This is a genomic window from Xenorhabdus santafensis, assembly GCF_033949405.1.
Lineage (GTDB): Bacteria > Pseudomonadota > Gammaproteobacteria > Enterobacterales > Enterobacteriaceae > Xenorhabdus > Xenorhabdus santafensis.
This window is the reverse complement of the sequence record NZ_VCDN01000068.1, coordinates 1-21,895: the sequence shown is the minus strand read 5'-3', so window position 1 is coordinate 21,895 and position 21,895 is coordinate 1. Positions and strand designations below refer to the sequence as shown.

Genomic DNA, 21,895 nt, shown 5'->3' with positions numbered 1-21,895 from the left:
TTTTTTTTTTTTTTTTTTTTGCATTTTGCAAAAATGAATTGTTTACTGATTTTTGTGCCGGTTTTCTTCACGCTGTTCCGATATTTTGTGGCGTGGAAAGGACACGATGAAAAAAATGGGTTTACTGTTCCTGATGGGATGGATGGTGTCTTTGTCCTCAGGGGCCAAAACGGTGGTGTACATTGACCGTCAGCATCCGCCGGTGAATCTGACACCGGACAGCCAGGTAGTCTGGCTGGATGCGGCTGAACAGTATCAGAAAAAAATCTTCCCCCAACTTTCCACAGACCCCCAGCAAGCCCGCCTTCAGGCACAGGCTGTGCTGCAATCGCCCCAATGGCGTCAGCAGGAACAGCAGCTTATCAACGCTTATCGTGATGTTGTTGAAGCCTGGCAACGGGGTGTGCGTCTGTATCCGGCGGTAGTCTTTGATGAACGTGATGTGGTGTATGGCACCGCGGATGTCACCCAAGCGGCGGCGCTCAGGGAGCAACACCGGCCATGAATCCGTCACGCGTTGCTTTTCCTGTGCTTATCACGCTGGTTGCGGCGTTTGCACCGGCCACACAAGCCGCCATCAATACCGCCCAAATCGTGGCCGGCAGCCTCTCACCTACCTGCATTCAGTGGCGGGTCAGTGGCATTTGTTACTGGCTGTTCTGTTCATGGCATGGTTGCTCGGTAAAAACTTCGGTCAAAGTGACTCATTTCCTGCCGCAGACGGTGGTCTCTACCTATCATAGCCCCGGCGGTAATCCCTGGTCTGAAATGGCGCAAATCAGCGCCTTATCCGACGGGCTGGAAAATACGGTGGCCAGCGCCTTATCTAACCTTGCTACTGGTGGGGGCAATCATAATATTCAGGTTGCCGGAAAGCGCAGTACTCATCTGCGTTTCAAATACGCCGATGCCATCGGGCATCCCGCTACCACTCTGATTGGCGGGCAAATTCCGGGCCATTCCTGCAAAAGTGCAGCGACGCCACTGATGCCTTATTTTCTCAGCACACTGGATACCGTGGCGTGGCGCAGCGGGTTGCCGGAGTCGTTTTATCCTGAGGCCCTTATCCCCGGTCAGCGGGAACTGGGTAGCCAGATGCGCGGCACGATGTGGGGCAATCTCTACCCGCGTGCCGGTTTTGTTACGCAGGCGGATGATGATAAAGCGGCGGCTGTGGTGGCGCAGCGGGTGGCCGACATCATTACCCGTACCGGGCAACCCCATGTCTATCAGGCGTTGACAGGGCAACGCCGTGACGGCTATTGGCCACCGCCGCCGGTGACGGAAAATACCGGCACGAAGAATCATCAGTGGCAGCGGTTATCGCCACAGTTAAGTCAGTCTTGTGCCGTGTTTCCTGACGGAGCACATTCCGCTGCCATGAATGGCAATCAGGCGTATGCCTTGTGGCAACCCTACAGCTGTTGCAAACGGCGCGGGCAGCGTTTTCTCAGCAGCACGGATGTGTGAATCAGGAGGCAATATGATGAAAAGAAACGCCGTATGGCTGGTTGTGGGTGCCATTATGTTGGTCCCGACGCAGTCCAATGCCGCCGGGTTGTCCCTCACCTTACCGCAGGTGAACCGAAGTGCCCTGGGCTACGGTGCTGAGGCCAGCGGGGCCGTCTCTGATGCGCTGTTTTACACGCTGGGGGGCGGCTCGGTGATTTCGGAACCGGCCAGTCGCGGCGGTTCAACCACATTGGCCGGTCTGGAGCTGGGTTGGCGTTCGGATTTGATGTGTGGCAATTTCGACCTGAAAGCCACCGTCAGCAATCAGCTTAATGGTATTACGGCGGGATTTAAGAACCTGATGAGTGATGTGGTTCAGGGGGCCACCGGGGCGGTCGCCAGTCTCCCGGCCATGATAATTCAGCGGGCCAACCCGGGGTTGTATGACATGCTGACCAACGGGGTGTTGCAGGCCAATGTGGCCTTTGATAAAGCCCAGTTCAACTGTCAGAACATGGCGAAAAGAATGATGGATTTTGCACAGAACAATAAATGGAGCCAATCGGCGGCCTTGCAGGAGTACAAAGCGCTGGCCAATGGCGGAGATGGTGATGCCGTGCGTGTCAATAATGCCGGTGCCAAAGCGACCGGCGCTGGCGGGCACCCGTGGATTGGCGGGCAACGACAGGGCGGGAAGGGGCAGAATGCCATTCGCCCGACCCGTGGTTTAGCCAGCGCCGGGTTTAATATTATGAATCAGTTGCCGGTACTGAGCCAGTCGTCGGTCAGCAGCTTCAATTGCGAGGGCAATGCCTGCCGTAAATTCAGCACGGCGCGGGAAGCGGCCGAGGCGGTGGTCAGCGTGCTGGGCGACCGGGCCATCCGAACCTGCGCGCAGGCGGCAGACTGCACTAGCGGGGGCGAACAACACCAACCGGGAACGACAGTCGCGGGAACGGGATTTGCCCCGATGCTGGAAGCCCATACCAAAACGAACACCGAGCAACTGGTGAAACTGGTCAGCGGCACAGAGAAACCCACGCGGGCGAATCTCACCAAACTGAAAACCGGCAGTCTGGCAGTGACGCAGGGTGTCATTCAGGCGTTGCAGCGTGATCCCGACAAGGCTGCACTGGCTGCGCGTCTGGCGGGGGAGCTGGCGATGAGTGAGACCATTGAAACCGCGTTACTGATGCGCCGGATGCTGATCACCGGCATGTCCGAGCCCAATGCGGCAGCACAATCGGAAGCGCTGGCAGAAGGCGACCGCCGGATTGCGGCATTGGACAGGGAAATCAAGGCGCTGAAAAATGAAATGGAACTGAAGCAGGCGCTTTCCCGTAATTCCATTCTGACCATTATTGAACGGGATACGCAGCGTATTCACGCTCATTCACAAAAACAGGTGCCGGACAGTCAGGATGCCCGTTTTTATCAGTTGGAAGCCCCCAACCGTGAGCGCAGGTAAGTTCGATGATGGCAGAGAAACGTGCAAGATTAAAACGAGGCATCGGATTATCACTGATTATCGCTTTGGCGATGGTGGTGACGTTAACTGCCGGCTGGGCAGGAATGAATTATCCCGAAACCCTGTCTGCCTTGAATCGCTGGATGGCAAGGTATCAATCGCTTTGGCTGTTGTGGCGATTAAGCCTTTACGGATGGCTGCTCTGGGGCGGTTGGAAAATCGGGCAAAGAGTGAAACATCAGGCGGAATACCGCACGACGCTGAGGCGGATGATGGCGGTTAGCGGGCTGTTTATCCTGCTGGGGGAATATGCTCTGTTTGTCAGCCAGGGAAGTGTGTCATGACCACGAACAGTTATCTGGAATATTTCCTGACCCTGCTCGGCTGGGTGGTGAATAATGGCCTGTGGCACATTCTGATTGCAACGGGGCTGTTTACCCTGCCGTTAGTGGTCAAAGTAATTGCCATTTGGCTGAAAGTGCGGGAGTGCGGGGAGGAAGAAGGTCCCAATGGATTGCAGTCACTGGCCCGGATTGAAAATACGCTCTACAGTGCGTTTTTCGTCATGGTGTTTTGCTGCGTGCCGCTGGTCAATGTCAGCTTCAGCACCCTCCAGTATGATACCGCCCGAACCAAAAGCTGTGGCACCTGGACACCCGGTGCACCGGAGAACAGCGGTTATGCGCCGGTGATATCCAGCCTGAATAATCAAACGGCGGCAGTGCCAATTTGGTGGGCCGTGGTGCATCGGTTATCCAAAGGGCTGACGCAGGCGGCGGTGGCCGCCATTCCCTGTCGGCCGGATTTACGGCAACTGCGTTTTGACGTGCAACATACCCGTATCAAGAGCCCGGCACTGGCGGCGGAGTTGCAGGATTTTACCCACGATTGTTATGCGTTGGCGTTGTACCAGTGGCAACAACGCGATCCGGAACACACCAGCGATCCAATTATCCTGAATGATATCGGCTGGCTGGGCAGCCGCACATTTTTAGCCGGCGATTACCGGACGCTGCAATCGCGCACGCCCCGGGCTGATTTCCCGTGGCAAGAGAGTCGAGACAACGGGCGGCCTTATACCGGACTGGGTGGCTATCCGAGCTGTCAGATCTGGTGGTCAGCGGCCCACACCGGCCTGAAAGACCGGGTGCTTGCACAGGCCGACCCGGGGTTGTGGCTGCGTCTGTCTGCGACACTGAAAATGTTGGGTAAAAACACGCCCGCTTATCAGGAAGCCGTGATCCGCCGTCTGGTCAGCCCGGTGAATCTGACGGTGTCTCAAGCCGGCCAGGTGTATACCGGCTATGGCGGTAATGCCGATCCCACGCTGTGGGATGGTTCGACCCGGATAGGGGCTTCTGCTGGTGCACTGTTGGGGGGCTTACTGGCTTATCCGATGTTCGATGCGGTGCGTCAGGCCCTGCCGATGATGCAGGCGGTGATTTTAATGGCGTTGTATATCTTAATCCCGTTGCTGCTGTTGGTGGCTGCGTATGAGTTTAAAACCGTGTTCACCCTGACGTGTGTGATTTTCGCGCTGAATTTCCTGACGTTCTGGTGGGAGCTGGCGCGCTGGCTGGACAGCCATTTACTGGATGCCCTGTACGGCTCAGACACCCACAGCCTGTTTAATCTGGCGGGCATACAGAACACCTCGGATGATTTAATCATGGGGCTGGTGATGGGCACGTTGTTTATTGTCCTGCCGATGATCTGGCTGGGTGCGCTGGCTTGGGCCGGGGTGCGGATGGGTGACGTCGGTGGCATGATGAGTCAGGGCGTGGGACAGGTCAGGCAATCTGCCGGCATGTTTGGTCAGATGGTGATGCAGGAGATGATGTCGAAGGAAAAATAGAGTAGTACAGACGATTTTCATTCAAGAAAATGGCTTGATAATGGTGTGATTTTTTTAAGAAAACACTTGCAATGATATCAATAGTTATTGTCTTTTTAGAATTCTTTATAAGAAATAACGTATTTGATTATCATTATTGAAACAAAATAAGCTCCAATTAACATGCCAAATTTTAATTTGGCTGCAAGTAATGATGGTTGTCATCATTTAAATAGTTTTGATGGGAATAATCATTTTCAAAATAATCTGGATATATGGAATGAGGGGGAAAGCATGAACGACTGACTATTGCGCTAATTGTGTAAATAAAACACCAACTAATCTTCAATAAGAATAAATTGAATGCACCTTACATGATTTCTGGTTGTAATACATACTATTTTGGATTGGAAAAATTAACGCGCTCACCCAATATATGGAATCGGATGATTCTTATTGTGTCTTATAGCACATTATTCTTTTTTTGGTTGTATTTGTGTGATTTTCCAAAATAGTTCAGAACACTGCATAACGAAGATTCTGTGTATGACAAGGGGAGAAATGCAAGTACGTGGCCGAATTATGGTTCTTTATTTAATGTTGGCAATTCTTAATATTTAATTTTGGTTTATTTTTAATTCTTAGTTATTAATCTTGAATTTTAAAAAGCATGATCGGTGTTTATATTGTTATTTGATTGAAAAGGAGATTAAATTGGTACATAATTTATATCGTTTTGCTCAGTGTTGCTTAGCAATAAATAACACCATTTTATTTGAGAATATTATTCAAACATCCTCCCGCAAAAAAAAGTCACAGAGCTTGCCGGATAATGTGTATTCGTAATACAGGTTATACACGAGAATAACCAAATCTTAATATTAACGCCGAAGCAAAACGTCAGATTTAGCACTGGGTGCAAGCATATTTTGATTAACATTTGAGATTAAAATGTCAATATTGTTCTTTAATTCTTTAGTTTACTATAAAAGTCTAAAGAATTGCTTGTGTGATTAAATTTCATGCGATAAAAGCACTATTAAAATTGAATTTTAAGAGATAATCATCTTCAAAATGCAATTTAAATAGTGTACTCGCGGCCTGGGTTTTACACACATAAGACCAAACAGGATTTTTTATTATGCACCCTTCATCAAACCAGTTATCCCATATTATTGGTTGAAAGTGGAGGGAGCTCCAATTTCTGTAGTTAAAAATGAGCTACAGCTGTAATTTCCTAAATTGCCTAATGTTTTCAGTTTTAAAAAATAGGCATGGACGCGATATGGATAAAAAATGAGTACTGAGACAGAGTCACCCCATTCTTCCCCAGTGCTGGACACTGGCCTGATTTGCCTGGCTATGTTAGCCAGGTTTCACAACATCGCTATATCTACTGAACAACTTTCACACGAGTTTTCTACTTCTAACCAAGGTCTTACCCAGAAAGAGCTGCTGCTGGCTGCTCGTCATTCAGGACTGAAAGCCAAGGTCGTAAACACAACACTCACTAGACTTGAACATACGCCATTGCCTGCTATTGCCATTGATAAGGATGGTAAATTTTTTATTTTAGCTAAGCTGGATAAGGAACAGGCGCTTATTCAGGATCCGCGCGCGGCACGCCCCGAAGTTATTAGCTTTGATGAACTTGAACAGCGTTGGACAGGGCAATTGGTGCTTGTACGCCCAAGTAACAGTTTGTCCGGTGGGACTTCACGCTTTGATTTTACGTGGTTTATCCCGGCCATCGTCAAATACCGCAAGTTATTGGGTGAAGTTTTACTGGGGTCTTTTGCCTTACAGCTGTTTGCCTTAGTGACACCGTTATTCTTCCAGGTAGTCATGGATAAAGTACTGGTGCACCATGGCTTAACCACGCTGGATGTTGTCGCAGTGGGGTTACTGGGCATTATGCTGTTTGAGTCGGCACTAAGCGGTTTGCGTAGTTACGTGTTTGCGCACACAACCAGCCGCATTGATGTAGAGTTGGGATCGGGTCTGTTTCGGCATTTGATTAATCTGCCGTTGGCTTATTTTCAGGCCAGACGAGTCGGTGATTCTGTGGCTCGTGTACGCGAACTGGAAAACATTCGCAGCTTCCTCACAGGCAACGCCATTACCCTGATGATCGATGTCCTTTTTTCTCTGGTGTTTATCCTTGTGATGTTCTACTACAGTGGCTGGCTGACCCTCATTGTGGTGTTATCATTGCCGCTTTATGCGCTCGTCTCGATGTTGGTTACACCCCTCTTACGTAAACGATTGCAAGAGAGTTTCACGCGCAATGCCGAAAATCAGGCATTCCTTGTCGAAACGATCAATGGCATCGATACCTTAAAGTCAATGGCGGTTGAACCGCAATCCATCCGCAAGTGGGATAACCAACTGGCAGCTTATGTTGCTGCAGGTTTCAAAACACAAACCTTGTCTACCCTCGCCAATGAAAGCGTCTCATTTATCGGCAAATTAGTGACGGTTGCCACGCTCTGGCTCGGTGCCCGCCTTGTGATTGATGGGCAGCTGTCGGTAGGGGAATTGATCGCTTTTAATATGCTGGCCGGTCGTGTCAGCGGCCCTATCATGCGCTTGGCACAACTGTGGACCAGCTTCCAGCAGACCGGAGTTTCAGTACAGCGTCTGGGAGATATCCTCAATTCCCGAACTGAATTATCACAAACTACACGTAGCACTGTGCCGCCGCTCATGGGGCGGGTAGAGTTCGATCAGGTGCATTTTCGTTATCGGGCTGATGGTTCTGAGGTATTGCGGGGGATCAACCTGACCATTGGTGCAGGAGAAATCATTGGTGTGGTGGGGCGTTCTGGGTCAGGCAAAAGTACCCTGACTCGTTTGTTGCAGAGGCTCTATGTTCCGGAGCGTGGACGGGTCATGGTCGATGGTATGGATCTGGCATTGGCGGATGTGTCCTCACTACGTCGGCAGATTGGTGTAGTACTGCAAGACAATATGTTATTCAACCGCAGCATTCGAGAAAACATCGCCTTGATTGATCCAGGTGCACCGCTCGAAGTGGTCATGCATGCGGCCAACATGGCTGGTGCCCATGAATTCATTCTTGAACTGCCTGAAGGTTACGACACTATTGTGGGTGAACACGGCGCGTCACTTTCAGGGGGGCAGCGGCAACGGATAGCCATTGCCCGCGCTTTAATAGGAAATCCCCGTATTTTGATTTTCGACGAAGCGACCAGTGCGCTGGACTACGAGTCTGAACGGATTGTGCAACAGAACATGCAAAGCATTTGCAAGGGGCGTACGGTCATCATTATTGCTCATCGATTGTCGGCTGTACGCGATGCACATCGCATCCTCGTGATGGATCGTGGACAGGTCGTCGAACAAGGAAATCATGCCGAGTTATTGGGGCGTCAGGATGGTCACTATTCACGACTGCATCAAATGCAGCAGGGATGAAAGGCTGGAACGTGTGATGAAAACGGCTAATAACATGATCAGAGGTAGATGTGACGCAGATAAACATACGCCAGTTCAAGGATAAAAACTTCTTATGAGCACAATGAGTTCCTTATTACAACGCTATCGTGAGGTGTGGAGTCAGTCCTGGCGTCAACGTAAAAGCATGGATGTGTCACCACGGCAAGCTGATGAATTACAGTTTTTACCGACGGCTTTGGAGTTGCAGGAAACACCCGTTCATCCGGCACCGAGAATTTTCATCTGGGGCATTATGGGATTCACCGTATTAGTGTTGCTCTGGGCTTACATCGGTAAGATTGAGGTCGTGGCTGTCGCACCGGGTAAGATAGTTCCCAATGGCAAAACCAAATTGATTCAACCCAGCGAAACGGCGGTGGTCAGATCGATCCACGTCAATGACGGTCAAGGGGTGAAAGCCGGTGAGTTATTGGTCGAACTCGATCCAACGGCAGCGAGTGCTGACGTCAGTCGTATCCAGAGTGAACTGCTGGCATCTCGTATTGACAGTGCACGGAGTACTGCCATGCTTGATGCTATCAATCAGCAACAACCGCCGACATCGCTGACAGGAACGATTGCCAACGCCAGCCCTGAGCAGGTTCGCAGTGCCGAGCGCTGGCTTCAGGGTCAATATCAGGAATATCGCAGTAATATGGAGTTGGTGGATGCCGAAATCCGCCAACGCAGCGCTGAAATCCAGTCTGCTCAGTCTCAGGTGGCGAGCCTGCAAAAAACACTGCCGATAGCTACGCAATTGGCTAAAGATTACGAACGGTTATTGACGAAGCAGTATGTATCGCGGCATGCCTATCTGGAAAAAGAGCAGAATCGGCTGGATCTGCAACGCCAGTTAAGCATACAGCAGGCCAGTGTGTTGCAGAATATTGCTGCTCGGGATGAGGCGCAACGCCGACGTGAGACTGTCATTGCTCAGAACCGTCGTGCCATGCTCGACCTGCAACAGGAAACCAACAAAAAAGCAGCAATTCTGGCTCAGGAACTGGCAAAGGCTCGTTATCAGGAAACCCTGACCAACCTTAAAGCTCCGGTGGCTGGTACCGTTCAGCAACTCGCTATCCATACCGTCGGTGGCGTGGTGACACCCGCTCAGCCGTTGATGGTCATTGTTCCCACAGATCAACCGGTAGAAGTGGAAGCGATGCTGGAAAACAAGGATGTAGGATTCATCCATGTTGGTCAACCTGTCACCGTCAAGGTAGAAACATTCACTTTCACCAAGTACGGCACTATTGACGGCGAAATTCTCAGCGTGTCGAACGACGCTATTGAAGACGAAAAACGAGGACTCATTTATAGCAGCCGTATTCGCCTGAAATCTGATCACGTGCAAGTCAATGGTCAGCGAGTTGCACTATCTCCGGGCATGTCGATTACGGCAGAAATAAAAACTGATCAGCGGCGAGTAATCGATTATTTCCTGAGTCCATTGCAGCAGCATATGGGGGAAAGTCTAAGAGAACGGTAAGAGAATAGTGGCTCGTGTGGGATGTATTGTAAACCCAATTGTCATATTCATTGTCTTCAGAGTTTGAAATGAATGGCCATTCACGGCCAAGAGCAATCTAAGCTTATTTGGAGTGACAGAATGAAGGTATTACAGGTACATGAAAAGTTAGGGAGCTGGTGCAAAGTTATAATTTTTTTAAGCTGCATTTGGTTGGTTGCCTGCTCTAACGCTAAACCGATTGATATATACAAGCCTATTGATGTAACGCGGTCTGGTCAGTCAGTCAAAATTAATTTTGAAATCATCAAAACTGGAAATTATCAGTTTTCATTGTTGTTTGATAAAGGGAATGACTATGAAGAAATAATAAGACGGATTGAATTGTTCGGGAATGCTGATAAGGAAGGGATAATAACCCCTGTTTTACTTCATATAGTTAAAGATGGAGCGGTTTTTTTTGACGAGAAAATAAGTGCAGGAGGACGTGGTTGGGGACAGTATTTAGATTATGGAGGAAGAAGAATAAATATAGCGGTACGAAACATTAAAATTCTTGAGCTACCCCCTGGGAGTTATTCTGCTGTTATTACCACTTTGGGAAATATTCCAGACTTTAACGAAATAGAGAGCTTTGTCGAATTCGCCTATTTTAGTCCAAAAATTTAATTTATGCAGAAAAAACTTAACTATCACCTACTGAAATAGGTGGGTTAGCGTGCCTTCGGTACAGACGACTGAAAGTCGTCGAAACAGGCACTTTGTAAACGCGTATAGGTCAAGGAATTAAAGTCAAAGTCACCGTCTAAAAACGGTGGTTTTAACTTTTCACATGGAAAAATAAAAAAGAACTAATTACACGTAGAGGAAATAACAAGTATGGAAAAAAAATATACCGTAACCTATAAAGTTGCTCCGATGGGAGCCAAGTATATTTATCAGGATGATAAGAATGAACATAAAGCGGGAGATGTACATAAATCATCCGGCGGTCATATGTGGTATGTGATAAATGACGGTAACGGGAATGAATTAAGTTACGGCTTTGAGTCAAGGTATGATCAACCATGGGGCGAAGGGCGAGTAACGATGAATGATAATAGAGCCTATCAAGAGACTACTTACGAAGCGACCATTGCGTTGAATGAAGCTCAGTATAACAAATTAGTTGCATTTTCGGAAAAACCAAAGGAAATAGGTGGATTTAATTCTGACGTCTATGCGTTAGATTTTAACAGTTGCGTTGATTTTGTATTTTATTCATTAAAAACCATTGGTTACAGTAAGAAAGGTTTTTTTGGCAGAGATTTTCAAGGCAATATGTTTCCTAATGCTAATCCTGCTGTTTTGAGAGAAATGCTTAATTCTCATGGAGCTCAAATCATTCGTGACGACCTGATTCGTAATGGTGATCATTATGAAACAAGAACTATTACACCGTATGTACCTGAATGGCTTAAACCAGTGAAAGGGGAGACGATTCCCAATACACCAAAAAGTTTGATTAATATCGATATCAATTCTTCCCCACAATCGCAGAAACATATTCAGGGCGAAAATAAAGCTCAGCAGGATGTTGCCAATGGTTACATCCAAAACTCTGCGACTCATAAAATATTCACTACCTCGGGTATTCTTGATAAAACCGATTTTGCTTCAACTCAGATGGCCAGCCTTACCACTGGTGGCATTCGTCCCGGTGAAATGCAGCTTGATCCCAATGTTCGACCCAACTATTACTTGTCAGAATTCTTTAAACCGACATACGACGCAGCAGAATCTATCAGAAAAATAGATTTAGCTATGATGAACGTTGTATCTGTTAACAATTTATCAGCCATGACGACATTTAATACTTATGTTGATCCACTGTTATTGGATTTGAGTGGCAATGGTGTGCATATGACCGACATTCGTGATGGTGTGCTGTTCGACATGGACAACAGTGGTACGCTTAAGCGCAGTGGCTGGACAGATCGCACGACCGGAATACTGGTTATTGATGATGGTAGCGGCCAGATAAAAGACGTCAGCCGGATGTTCTCAGAGTACTACGGTGGTAAGACTGGAATAGATGGCGCTGAGGGTGAGAAAAAATTCAAGGATGGTTTTGGGGCTCTGGCCAGCGAAGATGCAAATAAGGATGGAGTAATTGATAAGAATGACCCGATCTGGAGCCAGTTACGGGTTTGGGTTGACGCTACCCACGATGCAAAAGTTGATGCTGGTGAACTTAAGACACTGGAGGAGCTGGGAATTACTCAGATTAGCGTCCGAGCATCAGATAAAACTGAAGTACGTGATGGGAATAAGGTTGTTGCCAGTGGATCTTTCACCATCAATGGTGAAATCCGTGAAATGCTGGCTGTTGATTTTCTCGGAAATCCCGTCAGTAATATTTTGAATATTGAGGAAGCGGGTACTCGGGTTACTTCAATTTTCAACGATATCACAACCACGGCTTACGCCAGCCAGAGTGAAACAGATGAAACCCTAGACGCGGAGAAATTGGGCGTAAGTAATCTGTATGGTGGCAGCGGCAATGATACGTTGATTGCGGCAAAAACCGGCAGCTGGCTGGTCGGGGGCGCAGGGAACAATACCTATGTTGGCGGTGAGGGTGATGACGTTTTTGTTATCAGCGCTTCTGACGATATAAGAAACATTCACGGCAATGGTGGGCTAGATACCGCGATTATCGTAGGTGACGAAGGTGTGGCACTGGATATGGCTCAGGCTGGTTTAACCATTGCTCAAGGCGGGAATGGCAATGATACCATTATAAGTGGCGGTGCAAATGGTGTCTTTATCAAAGGTGGTTCCGGTAATTCGACTCTAGTAGGTGGAATGGGTAATGATGTTCTGGTGGGTGGCCGTGGACACAATACCATCATTGGTGGTACTGGTAAGTCAGTTATCTATGCAGGCCCTCAGGGGGACACAATTTACGCATCCAAAGAAGGTAGCATCATCCACGCTGGTGGTGGGGATGATAAAATTTTCGGCGGTGTGGGTGACGACGTTATTGAAGTGGGTCACGGCAATGCTACCATTGATGGAGACGGAGGAGTTAACATCGTCAGCCTGCACGGCAACCATGGTGATTATCAAATTACCCGCACTGACGACGGATATGTCGTAGCCGACAAGGTCGCCGGGCGTGACGGCACGGTGACGCTGAAAAATATCCAGAAACTCAATTTCGCGGATATTTCGGCTGTTGATTTAGAAATACCGAATGCAATGCCTGTCGAGGATGTACTTACCCACAACAAAGATGGCAAGGTTTTTGATCGTACTCAGCCTCATCTGATTTCCGCAGAGAGCTTGCTCGCTAACGATCAACGTCTCAATAGTCAGGGGGCTTTGCGCATTGCCAATGTTGGGGATGCGATAGGCGGTACGGTTAGCCTCACAAATCAGGGCGATGTCTTGTTCACACCAGACGCGCGTTACACTGGTCTTATCAGCTTTAAATACGGCGTCATCGATGCTGAAGGTAATCCTGCGGCATCAGTAGTCGATCTGAGCAGTGGAGAGACTGCACCGATGCGTGCCACTGCCACATTATTAACCCCGGAAGTCCCGCTTGATCCATTGGCGGCTCAGCAATGGTATCTGAGTGATGCCAACATTTTGCCAGTCTGGAATGACTACACCGGCAAGGGTGTGCGCATCGGGCAGTTCGAACCTGGTGGTAAGTTTGCCACGGCACCCGAAATCTTTGATATTAATCACCCTGATCTTGCCGCGAATGTTGACAAAACCTGGCTGAAGACTCAACAAACTAATGGAACATTGCCAGATGTGGTCTCCAACCATGCGACAATGGTAGCGGGTGTGATGGTCGCGGCGAAAAATGATACAGGTGGTGTAGGAGTTGCCTATGACGCGACCTTGGGCGGTTATTATCTGGCTAATAGCGGTGCCGACCTTGCGGGCCTGGGGCATATGGTTAGTTTTGATATTGCCAACAATAGCTGGGGGTTTTCCAACGATTTCGCACTCAGCAATTTCCAGGATGGCTCCGTCAATACTGCCTTGTCGCTGAGCATGAATGCACAGTATGCGGCGGGCAATGGTCGTGGCGGATTGGGTACGGTCATTGTGGCGGCAGGCGGCAACAGCCGAGCGGAAGGGGGTAGCGCTCAAGGATCTTTGACCAGTAACAACCGCTTCTCGGTAGAAGTCGGAGCAATTAACGCACAGGGTGATTTGTCGACGTTGCAGATTGGATCTTCACCGTTCTCCAACCCAGGTGCCAGCCTGTTGGTTTCTGCGCCGGGCAGCAACGTTGTGTCTACCAGCCATATGCTGAAAACCGAACGTGGCTCAACTTTCGGCAATGATTACACCAGCATGCAAGGCACCAGTTTTGCTGCCCCGATAGTTTCCGGTATTGCTGCTCTGATGCTTGAGGCTAACCCGAATCTTGGCTATCGGGATGTGCAACAGATCCTTGCGCTATCCGCTCGCAAGGTCAATGACCCTTCTACTGAGTGGAATGATAATCATAGTCATAACTGGAATGGTGGCGGTATGCACGCCAGTAACGATTATGGTTTTGGTCAGGTTGATGCTCGAGCCGCTGTTCGCCTGGCGGAGTCCTGGATGACCCAAAGCACCGCGGCCAACGAGTACGTCTATAGTGCATCCAGCGGCGCTCTTGGGAAAACCTTGGCTGCAGGCGAGACATTGACATCTTCCATTGCCATGAATGCTGGTCTGAATGTTGAGCATGTCGAGATCGATTTTGATGCTCAGGTAGGCCGTCTTGGCGATCTGACGCTCAAACTGATCTCTCCTGATGGTACTCAGAGCGTATTGCTCAATCGTCAGGGTAAAGTTCCTGATGGCATGCCGGGCGCGAGTGATAGCGATTTGGGTAGCAGTCAGTCAGGGACGTTCAGGTACAGTTTTATGTCGACCCATGATTTTGGTGAACGCTCGTCTGGTAACTGGACTCTACAGGTGACCGATGCGAATTCCGGCCTGCCAGTTACATTAAATGCCTGGTCGCTGCGTTTATACGGCAGTAAGAGTACTCCGGATGATACATATTTTTACACTGACGAATATATCCAGTCGGTAGTTGCCCAAGCCAATCGTGCAGTGCTGGATGATGCGGTCAATGGCGTGGCGGGTGGCCGTAATACCCTTAATGCAGCGGCCGTTTCTGGAGATACTTCCGTCAACTTGCTGACGGGTGTTGCCAGCATCGGCGGTGCAGCGCTAACGATACAAAATCCATTGAACATTCAGAATATCATTACCGGTGATGGCAACGATACGTTGGTTGCAGGTAATTCAGATGCATTGCTTGATGGTGGGCGTGGAAGCAACACGTTAACAGGTGGCACGGGCAAGGATTTCTTCGTGATTCATCGTCGTGATGCGGGTAATGACATCATTACTAATTTCGAAGCCGCTCGTGGTGAAATCATCGATCTGGTTGGGTTTCGCGGAAAAACGTTTGCTGATCTACAGCTGGTGCAGCAGGGAGAAGATGTTAAGATCGATTTGGGCAATGAACAGAATATTGTCCTGAAAAACCAGATTGTTACAGGGATTAGTGCAGAGAACTTTAAGTTCCAGGACACTTTTATAGCTCCAACTGCTTACATAAACAGTGACGCTACAGCAGTTAAACCACAAGAAGGTTTGGGAACCGTTATCCTCAATGGAGGAGCTCAGGGCGTCATGATGACTACCGATGCTCAGGGACAAATGGTATTTAAATTGAGTGGGACGATTTACAGTCATGACAGTGCGACTTCAGACGTTTTTGTCGTGGCTGCCCAACCGGGTGTTAAAGATTACAAGAATGCGTTGCGTGGATTCCGTCACGGTATTGATAAAATAGATTTGCGTCAAACCGGTATCACTGATTTCAGCCAGCTTGCCATCACTAAGAGTAATAGAGGCACAATTAATGGCCTGTCACAAATTCATGGTGTTAATATTGAATTTAATGGGGCTAACGGTGCTGATTCAAACGTGAAGCTGCTGTATCTCGATACTCTGGATATTTCGCAGATTGATGCAAACGACTTTCTCTTTGCTGATTATTCGCCGGATCTGGTGCCGGTGGTGACTCAAGAGCTCGTTAAACCGACAGTGACTTTACCGGATGGATTAACACCGGTCACTATTCCTGAGCTGAAACCGATAACTATCCCTCCTATTGATTTGGAACCAATAACTATTCCTTCTTTTGAATGGAAACCAATAACGATTCCTCCTATTGATTTGGAACCAATAACTATCCCTTCTTTTGAAAGGAAACCAATAACGACCCCTTCTATACCTAACCGAGAACCAATTATCATCGATCACAATGATCCTAATACCATCACGATCAAAGATACCTTTGCCAAAGTTACGTTAGGTGACGAGAGCAAAACTATCAATGTCAGTGCTACAGGTGTCAAAATGGTTGTGGGTAACGGTGACAATACAGTCGATATGACAGGATCAATGTCAGAGGTCACTTTGGGTAACGGTGATAATAAAGTCAATGTAGCGGGAACGACATCAAATATTACGCTGGGAGATGGTAATAACATTATTGTCGGAAGTATAGACAAACTAACAGTTGGACATGGCAACAATAATGTCATTGATACAGGAAGAGGGGCGACAATAAAGTTAGGCAATGGAAATAACCATATTGTGACCAGTAGTACTATGTCAAAAGTGGAAGTGGGAAATGGGCATAACCATATCGAGACCAGCGGTACTATGTCGAAAGTTAAAGTTGGGGACGGGAATAATAATATTGTGACTAGTGGTACTATGTCGACGATAGAAGTCGGGCATGGGGACAACGACGTGAAATTTAGCGGAAATATGGGAAGTCTGGTGTTTGGAAAGGATATTATCCCTGATCGCCTATGGTTCCAGCATGAGGGACAGGATCTGCAGATTTCGGTCATTGGTAGTAAACAGGAAGTGACACTGCATAATTGGTATGCCAGTTCTCCTGAACGACCAAGTAGCATTACGGCTGGTGATGGCTATCGGCTGATGGATCGTAGTGTCGAAAATCTTGTCCAGGCCATGGCTGCATTTGCACCACCAACGTCTGCAAGCACAACGTTTGGCGATATTGAAAAACAACAGTTACAACCTGTGTTAGCAGTTAACTGGCGTGCCCCTCAATGAAATTTTTGATTGTTACTGAAAATCTTCATATATAGGTAAATTGAGTTTCCTGAAGGTAATCACCCTGTAGGAGACGTCTGTTTCTTGACGGACGAAGTTTTTAGTATAGTGTCCACCTAAGTTTAGGTGGACACTATTGTTATAGCGCGAAAATTCAGAAAACTTATAATTTATGTGAATATATAAAGTGAGCGGTTGCTCCTGACAAGCCATATCCGATACAATTTTAGGTCGTAACAACTTTCAGAGATCCATCGCCTGTAAGGATCAGCATGAAGTGGCGAAAACAAAACTCCCGTAGCCTGCAAGGGAGAGCGTACCCCGCGGTACATCTGCACACTTTTGGAAGCAGATATCGTCAGACAACAACCCTCCGTCCGGCGATGAAAGTTATCTGGTGTGAGCCACAATCGGCTTACCACACAACACTAGTAGTCCCTACTTTGCCTTGTTCTGAAAAACCTTCACTTGTGTTTTGAACACGGACGCTCAACATCCAGAATCCTGTACAGCTATTGGGAAACAGGAACAGAAGTCATTAATAACTTCAGCGTCCATTGTTGTGCGGCGTCACTTGCGTAAAAGCAGCGCGATTACCAAGTGACGCCGCTAAGCGGCCAACGCCCAGAGCACGTCCGGCCTGCCTTTACGACCCATTTGATCCCCGTATTACTCAAAGTCACCCGGTGTTACGGGCCTTTTTCTGTCTGAATCGTTCCGTTTTGTTTGCTTTTCACCCACTGCCTGACAACAGGCTGATACCGAAAAAGGAGAAATTACCCACGTCACGATAATGAGGCGTTCACCCTGATTGAATCAGGCCCTGAACGGGGAGCATGTCATCGCTGTGCTGAGCACGTCGCGAGCTCCTGCAAAAACTCAACACAACTTCGCCTTGCTACACATTATCTGACGCACCACGGAACGGTGAACCTGAACCGACACGCAGGGACTTGTTTTAAAAATGAATAAAACAAATGCTCAGGAGATGCGAGGATGGCGCAGAAATCGGCACGTTCTAAAATTGAACGGTTCAGAAAAGAATTTATTACTCATGCCCGACAAGCGGGCGGGAGTTTTGCCACGGTGGCAGATCGTGAGCGGATTGCCCGGCAGTTTCTTCATTTTTTGAAAGACAAGGGCATTAAGCTCCGGCAGATGGACAGCCTCAAAACAAAATATATTGAGGACTACATTGCCGAGAGAAAGGCTGACCATATCAGCAATCGGACACTGCAAAATGAGATGGCGGCGCTACGAACCATTTTAACGCAGGCTGGGAAACACAAGCTGGCAGCAGCCGATAATCCGCGTCTGAGCAATCGGGCACTGGGTATTGCTAATACGGATCGCCGGGGAACCAAAATGGCGTTAACCCCGGCGGAATTTCAGGCGGCTTTTCAGCAGGTCGAGCAAAAAGATCGGGGCGTAGCCGCCGTGATGCAACTGGCGTATGTATTGGGGTTGCGTACCAAAGAAGCGGTGGAAGCCTACAAATCTTTAGCTACCTGGAAAAAAGCGCTGGAAAACGGTCATACGTCGGTTCGGGTGGTGTTTGGCACCAAAGGCGGGCGACCGAGGCAGACGGTCATACTGGATCGGGAGGCTCTGCAACAGGCTATTGTCTATGCCGAGCGCGAACAGGCAGGCCGCAGCGGCAGATTGATTGATAAGCCCACGGTTCATCAGGCGATAGACCGCTACCGTTACGTGGTCAGACGTGCCGGACTGGTGGGTAAGCAAGCACCACACAGCATGCGCTACCATTTTGCCCAGCAATCTGGCGCACATTATAAAGCACAGGGTTTCAGTGAGCGGGAAACGCTGGCGCTGGTATCTATGGGTTTGGGGCATGGTGATGGGCAGGGACGTTATATCCAGCAGGTGTATTACCAGAATATTGAGGACGAATAATAAGTTGTATGTGAACATAAGAGATCAGGTGAGGTGCTCATTAGAACATAAGCAAATCAACCGTTATTGGCATGTGGTAGCTGATAGGAAAATTTTTATCGATTGATTTTTATTTTAGTTGAATGATACAATTTGAATGAAATGTTCAATTTTGAACATAAAATATAAAGCATTATGTCTATTGTTTTGAGCTGTAATTAAATGCAAGGAGTAATTATGGAGTTGGCTGCATTAAAAATAAAAAAATTCCAAGAAGGTCAACGGAGAAGATATGACCAGGCCCATATGATCTGGTTAATTCTTATTGGGCATGCGTCCTATAAAAAAGGAAAGACAATGAGCTATGGTGATTTGGCTGAAAGGTTAGGATATTCCAGACAAGCAGGAAGAACCTTAGGTGGAGCTTTGGGATTAGTATCGTTATATTGTATTAAAAACAATTTACCTCCACTTAGCGCTATTGTTGTAGACGCTACAACAGGTTATCCAGCATGGGGCGGGCTGTTTCGAAAAGGATTTACCCTGGAAGAGGAGCAGAAAAATATTTGGGATACAGACTGGTATGTATTTAAAGCACCGAGTACGGGCTTATTTAAAAAGGCAAATCAGTTGTTCGACTGGGATGATAGATCGCCAATATAATTGTTGATTTTTGTACATAAATTGATGTCAAAACAACCTTTCGTATTTTCAACTAAGCAAAGCACTAAATCTTCTCTAATGACGATTATGTTGAAATTGGAGGTAATTTCCTAGAGTAGCCTAAAAAATCATCGTCTTCCTGACATTATTTTCTGTCCCAGAACATGAATTACCCATTGACCTTATGATTTCCGTTGATTAGCGTAGTCAGACTTATCGATGATCCAGTCGCTTGTGAGGATCACCTTCAGGCAGCGACAGTAACACTCCTGTAGCCTGCAAGGGAGTACTCCATTGTGTGGTGCATCTGCGCACCTTTGGAAGCAGATATCGTCAGTCTGATGACGATGAAGGTTGTTTAATTTTATTCATCATGGCCAACCGGCCAGTCACCCAACGGGGAACACGTTTCCCATTGGGTCGGTGTTCTCCGTTTTTTTATTCAGGAGAATACCATGCAACAAAATACACCCCCGACCACGGTGCACACGGCGCCCGTGTCTGAACACGCCCCTTTTGCTGACCTTTTTCCGCAAACCAGTTCACTGGAGCGGATGTTGTTGGAGCACACGTTCATTAAAGCCGCTGCGGTGCTATGTGAAAACTACCGGCGTGATCGGTGGCAGTGCCGAAAGGTGTCAGATACCGTTGCTTATGTCGTACCAACACGGTCGGATGCATATGTTGTCAACGTCAAGACAACGGACTTTAACGGCGAAGTCTCCGCTGATACGTTCGGACTGATGGTGACCCTGACCGTATTAGGTTATCTGGCTGCACTCATGAAACAAGGCGAGTATGCTGAGCAGTTTTATAACCTGCGTGAATATGCGGCGTTGCAGCATCCCCAGGCTCAGTGCATTCGGGCGGCTTTGGGCTTAAAGGGAGGCTGTGATGCCAACCAATGAACATATTATGCTGGACAGTCTTGCGCTGTCGGCCGTGTTTCCCGACAAAACCCCGCTGGAACGCTTGTTTCTGGGGTTCCTGCTGGCAAATACCGCATCAACATTATTCGGCGTTCACCAGCCTGAACAGTGGACAAGCCGACAGGTCTCTGAATCACTGACTTACCTGGTGCCGACGCATGCGGAAACCTATTCGATTTACCTGCCGGACACGCAACTGACGGTGACACTCTCCGCTGATGCCTTCGGGCTGGCGGTTTCAGCGTCTTAAATCCCGTTTTACCCGTACTCCCTCCCTGTCACAAGCATTACCTGAACACGTGCCTGAAACAGTACGTGATAACAGTGGTTATTTTCGTCCACAGTCAGCAGAAACGCTGCTGGCAACCTCTGAGCGTGGCAAATATCTCCGGCAACTGTGGGAAAACAGCGCGCTGCCCGCTGGGCTGTATCAGCAGTTTTATCTGGAGCCGCTCCGACAATTATGCGCCCGTGTGCAGCATGTTCCCGCCACACAGAAGGGTGTCTGGTCTTATCGCGGCGGGTTTATCGATCTGACCCTGCAATTTACCGCCTGTGCCGTGCGGCTGGCGAAAGGGCATATGCTGCCTCCTGGGATAGCACCGGAAACACAGGCCGCACAGAGTCTGCTGTGGCAGGCGGTAGTGTTCTGGTCGGCGCTGTTTTATCACTTGCCGTTACTGCAACAATTGGAAGGCGAGCTGGACGATGGTCATCCCTGGCCACCGGGATTGTGGATACCTGAACGCCGTTTCCGCTTCCGGTTTCAGACCTCGAGGTGTGAGTTATCGCTTTCCTATAAGACATTGCTGGCTGCCCGTTTGTTACCGGAGGAAGCGGTCATCTGGTTGTCTTTAGTGCCCGGTGCATGGCAGTGCCTGATGTCGCATCTTGGCGGACACCCGTCTCTGTCCCGTTGACGGACTCACTGCTTCAGTCAGCCGCTGAGCAGGTGCAGTCGCCGTTGCTGAATTTCTTTGAGCCGGCTGAAGCGGGAATGGCTACTATTTTGTCATCATCAGAAACCGAGCCGATGCTCCCGCCTACTACGCCGGGAGCAGTGCCTGACACGGCGGAGGATACCCAGACATTACTGTCACACCGCAGTGTGGCGACTACGATGGAATATATTGATATCGATATGGATATCGCGGGTAAGACACTGGCGAATGAATTGGCGTTTTATCTGGATATTGCAGAGTAGTCCATTAATGTGAGGTAAAAAAACAGGGCAAGATATCAGTAGGATTGCCCTGACTGTGTCACGGGATAATAAGATGGTTTGGAGGGGGAGACACAAAACGAAGAAACCGGGACGTTGGTTCAAGGGCCAATTTCGCAATCACCTGACTTGGCATCAGGTTCAATTAATGAAATCATTATTTTCAACGTAAAAAAGGGTAGCTGTTAAAACAGCTACCCTGTATCTTGTCTTAAACACCACAATAGCGTGCAAATTGTCATTTAACACTTTATTAACTATTGTTTGTTTTTTGCGCTTTTGTCAGGAAGTTTAACAATCTCGACAAACCCGCATCAAATCTTGGTGCCCGGAGGCGGAATCG

The 21,895-nt window shown here is 48.3% G+C and carries 14 protein-coding genes and 1 pseudogene; all 15 read left to right on the top strand.

The annotated features are described in order from the left end of the window. On the top strand, positions 1-186 hold a 186-nt coding region (locus FE392_RS15940), incomplete at its 5' end, for a hypothetical protein (protein WP_319931198.1). Beyond that, complete coding sequence (locus FE392_RS15935; RefSeq protein ID WP_319931196.1) at positions 107-505, top strand: TIGR03757 family integrating conjugative element protein; 399 nt, start codon at positions 107-109, stop codon at positions 503-505. The genes FE392_RS15940 and FE392_RS15935, both read left to right, overlap by 80 nt. Next, entirely contained in the window at positions 502-1,470 is a 969-nt protein-coding gene (locus FE392_RS15930; RefSeq protein WP_319931195.1) for a TIGR03756 family integrating conjugative element protein, read from the top strand. Before FE392_RS15935 ends, FE392_RS15930 begins: the two co-directional genes overlap by 4 nt. Before the next feature lie 55 nt (positions 1,471-1,525). Beyond that, positions 1,526-2,920 carry an integrating conjugative element protein gene (locus tag FE392_RS15925; RefSeq protein ID WP_319931197.1) on the top strand — a complete coding sequence of 465 codons (1,395 nt, stop codon included), beginning with the start codon at positions 1,526-1,528 and terminating at the stop codon, positions 2,918-2,920. 5 nt (positions 2,921-2,925) lie between these two features. After that, complete coding sequence (locus FE392_RS15920; RefSeq protein WP_319931194.1) at positions 2,926-3,264, top strand: hypothetical protein; 339 nt, start codon at positions 2,926-2,928, stop codon at positions 3,262-3,264. After that, complete coding sequence (locus tag FE392_RS15915) at positions 3,261-4,775, top strand: conjugal transfer protein TraG N-terminal domain-containing protein (RefSeq protein ID WP_319931193.1); 1,515 nt, start codon at positions 3,261-3,263, stop codon at positions 4,773-4,775. The genes FE392_RS15920 and FE392_RS15915 overlap by 4 nt, the downstream gene beginning before the upstream one ends. 1,275 nt (positions 4,776-6,050) lie before the next feature. Continuing rightward, positions 6,051-8,192, top strand: coding sequence for a type I secretion system permease/ATPase (locus tag FE392_RS15910; protein WP_319931192.1), 2,142 nt, complete (start codon positions 6,051-6,053; stop codon positions 8,190-8,192). A gap of 94 nt (positions 8,193-8,286) precedes the next feature. Then, positions 8,287-9,702: an HlyD family type I secretion periplasmic adaptor subunit gene (locus FE392_RS15905; RefSeq protein WP_319931191.1), complete on the top strand. Its 1,416-nt coding sequence runs from the start codon at positions 8,287-8,289 to the stop codon at positions 9,700-9,702. 120 nt (positions 9,703-9,822) lie between these two features. Continuing rightward, entirely contained in the window at positions 9,823-10,350 is a 528-nt protein-coding gene (locus FE392_RS15900; protein ID WP_319931190.1) for a DUF5625 family protein, read from the top strand. Between the two features lie 210 nt (positions 10,351-10,560). Then, positions 10,561-16,845, top strand: a complete 6,285-nt coding sequence (locus tag FE392_RS15895) for an SPM autocatalytic domain-containing protein (RefSeq protein ID WP_319931189.1) — start codon at positions 10,561-10,563, stop codon at positions 16,843-16,845. A gap of 996 nt (positions 16,846-17,841) precedes the next feature. Continuing rightward, entirely contained in the window at positions 17,842-18,759 is a 918-nt protein-coding gene (locus FE392_RS15890) for an integrase domain-containing protein (protein WP_319931188.1), read from the top strand. Positions 18,760-18,975: 216 nt separating this feature from the next. Beyond that, a complete protein-coding gene (locus FE392_RS15885; protein WP_319931187.1) occupies positions 18,976-19,401 on the top strand; it encodes an MGMT family protein in 426 nt (141 codons plus the stop codon). 455 nt (positions 19,402-19,856) lie between these two features. Continuing rightward, a complete protein-coding gene (locus FE392_RS15880) occupies positions 19,857-20,309 on the top strand; it encodes an antirestriction protein (protein WP_439153498.1) in 453 nt (150 codons plus the stop codon). Next, on the top strand, positions 20,296-20,580 hold the full coding sequence (locus FE392_RS15875; RefSeq protein ID WP_319931185.1) for an antirestriction protein: 285 nt from the start codon (positions 20,296-20,298) through the stop codon (positions 20,578-20,580). Before FE392_RS15880 ends, FE392_RS15875 begins: the two co-directional genes overlap by 14 nt. Then, positions 20,549-21,534, top strand: a pseudogene (locus tag FE392_RS15870) (TraI domain-containing protein). The gene FE392_RS15875 and the pseudogene FE392_RS15870 overlap by 32 nt, the downstream one beginning before the upstream one ends. Positions 21,535-21,895: the final 361 nt, after the last annotated feature.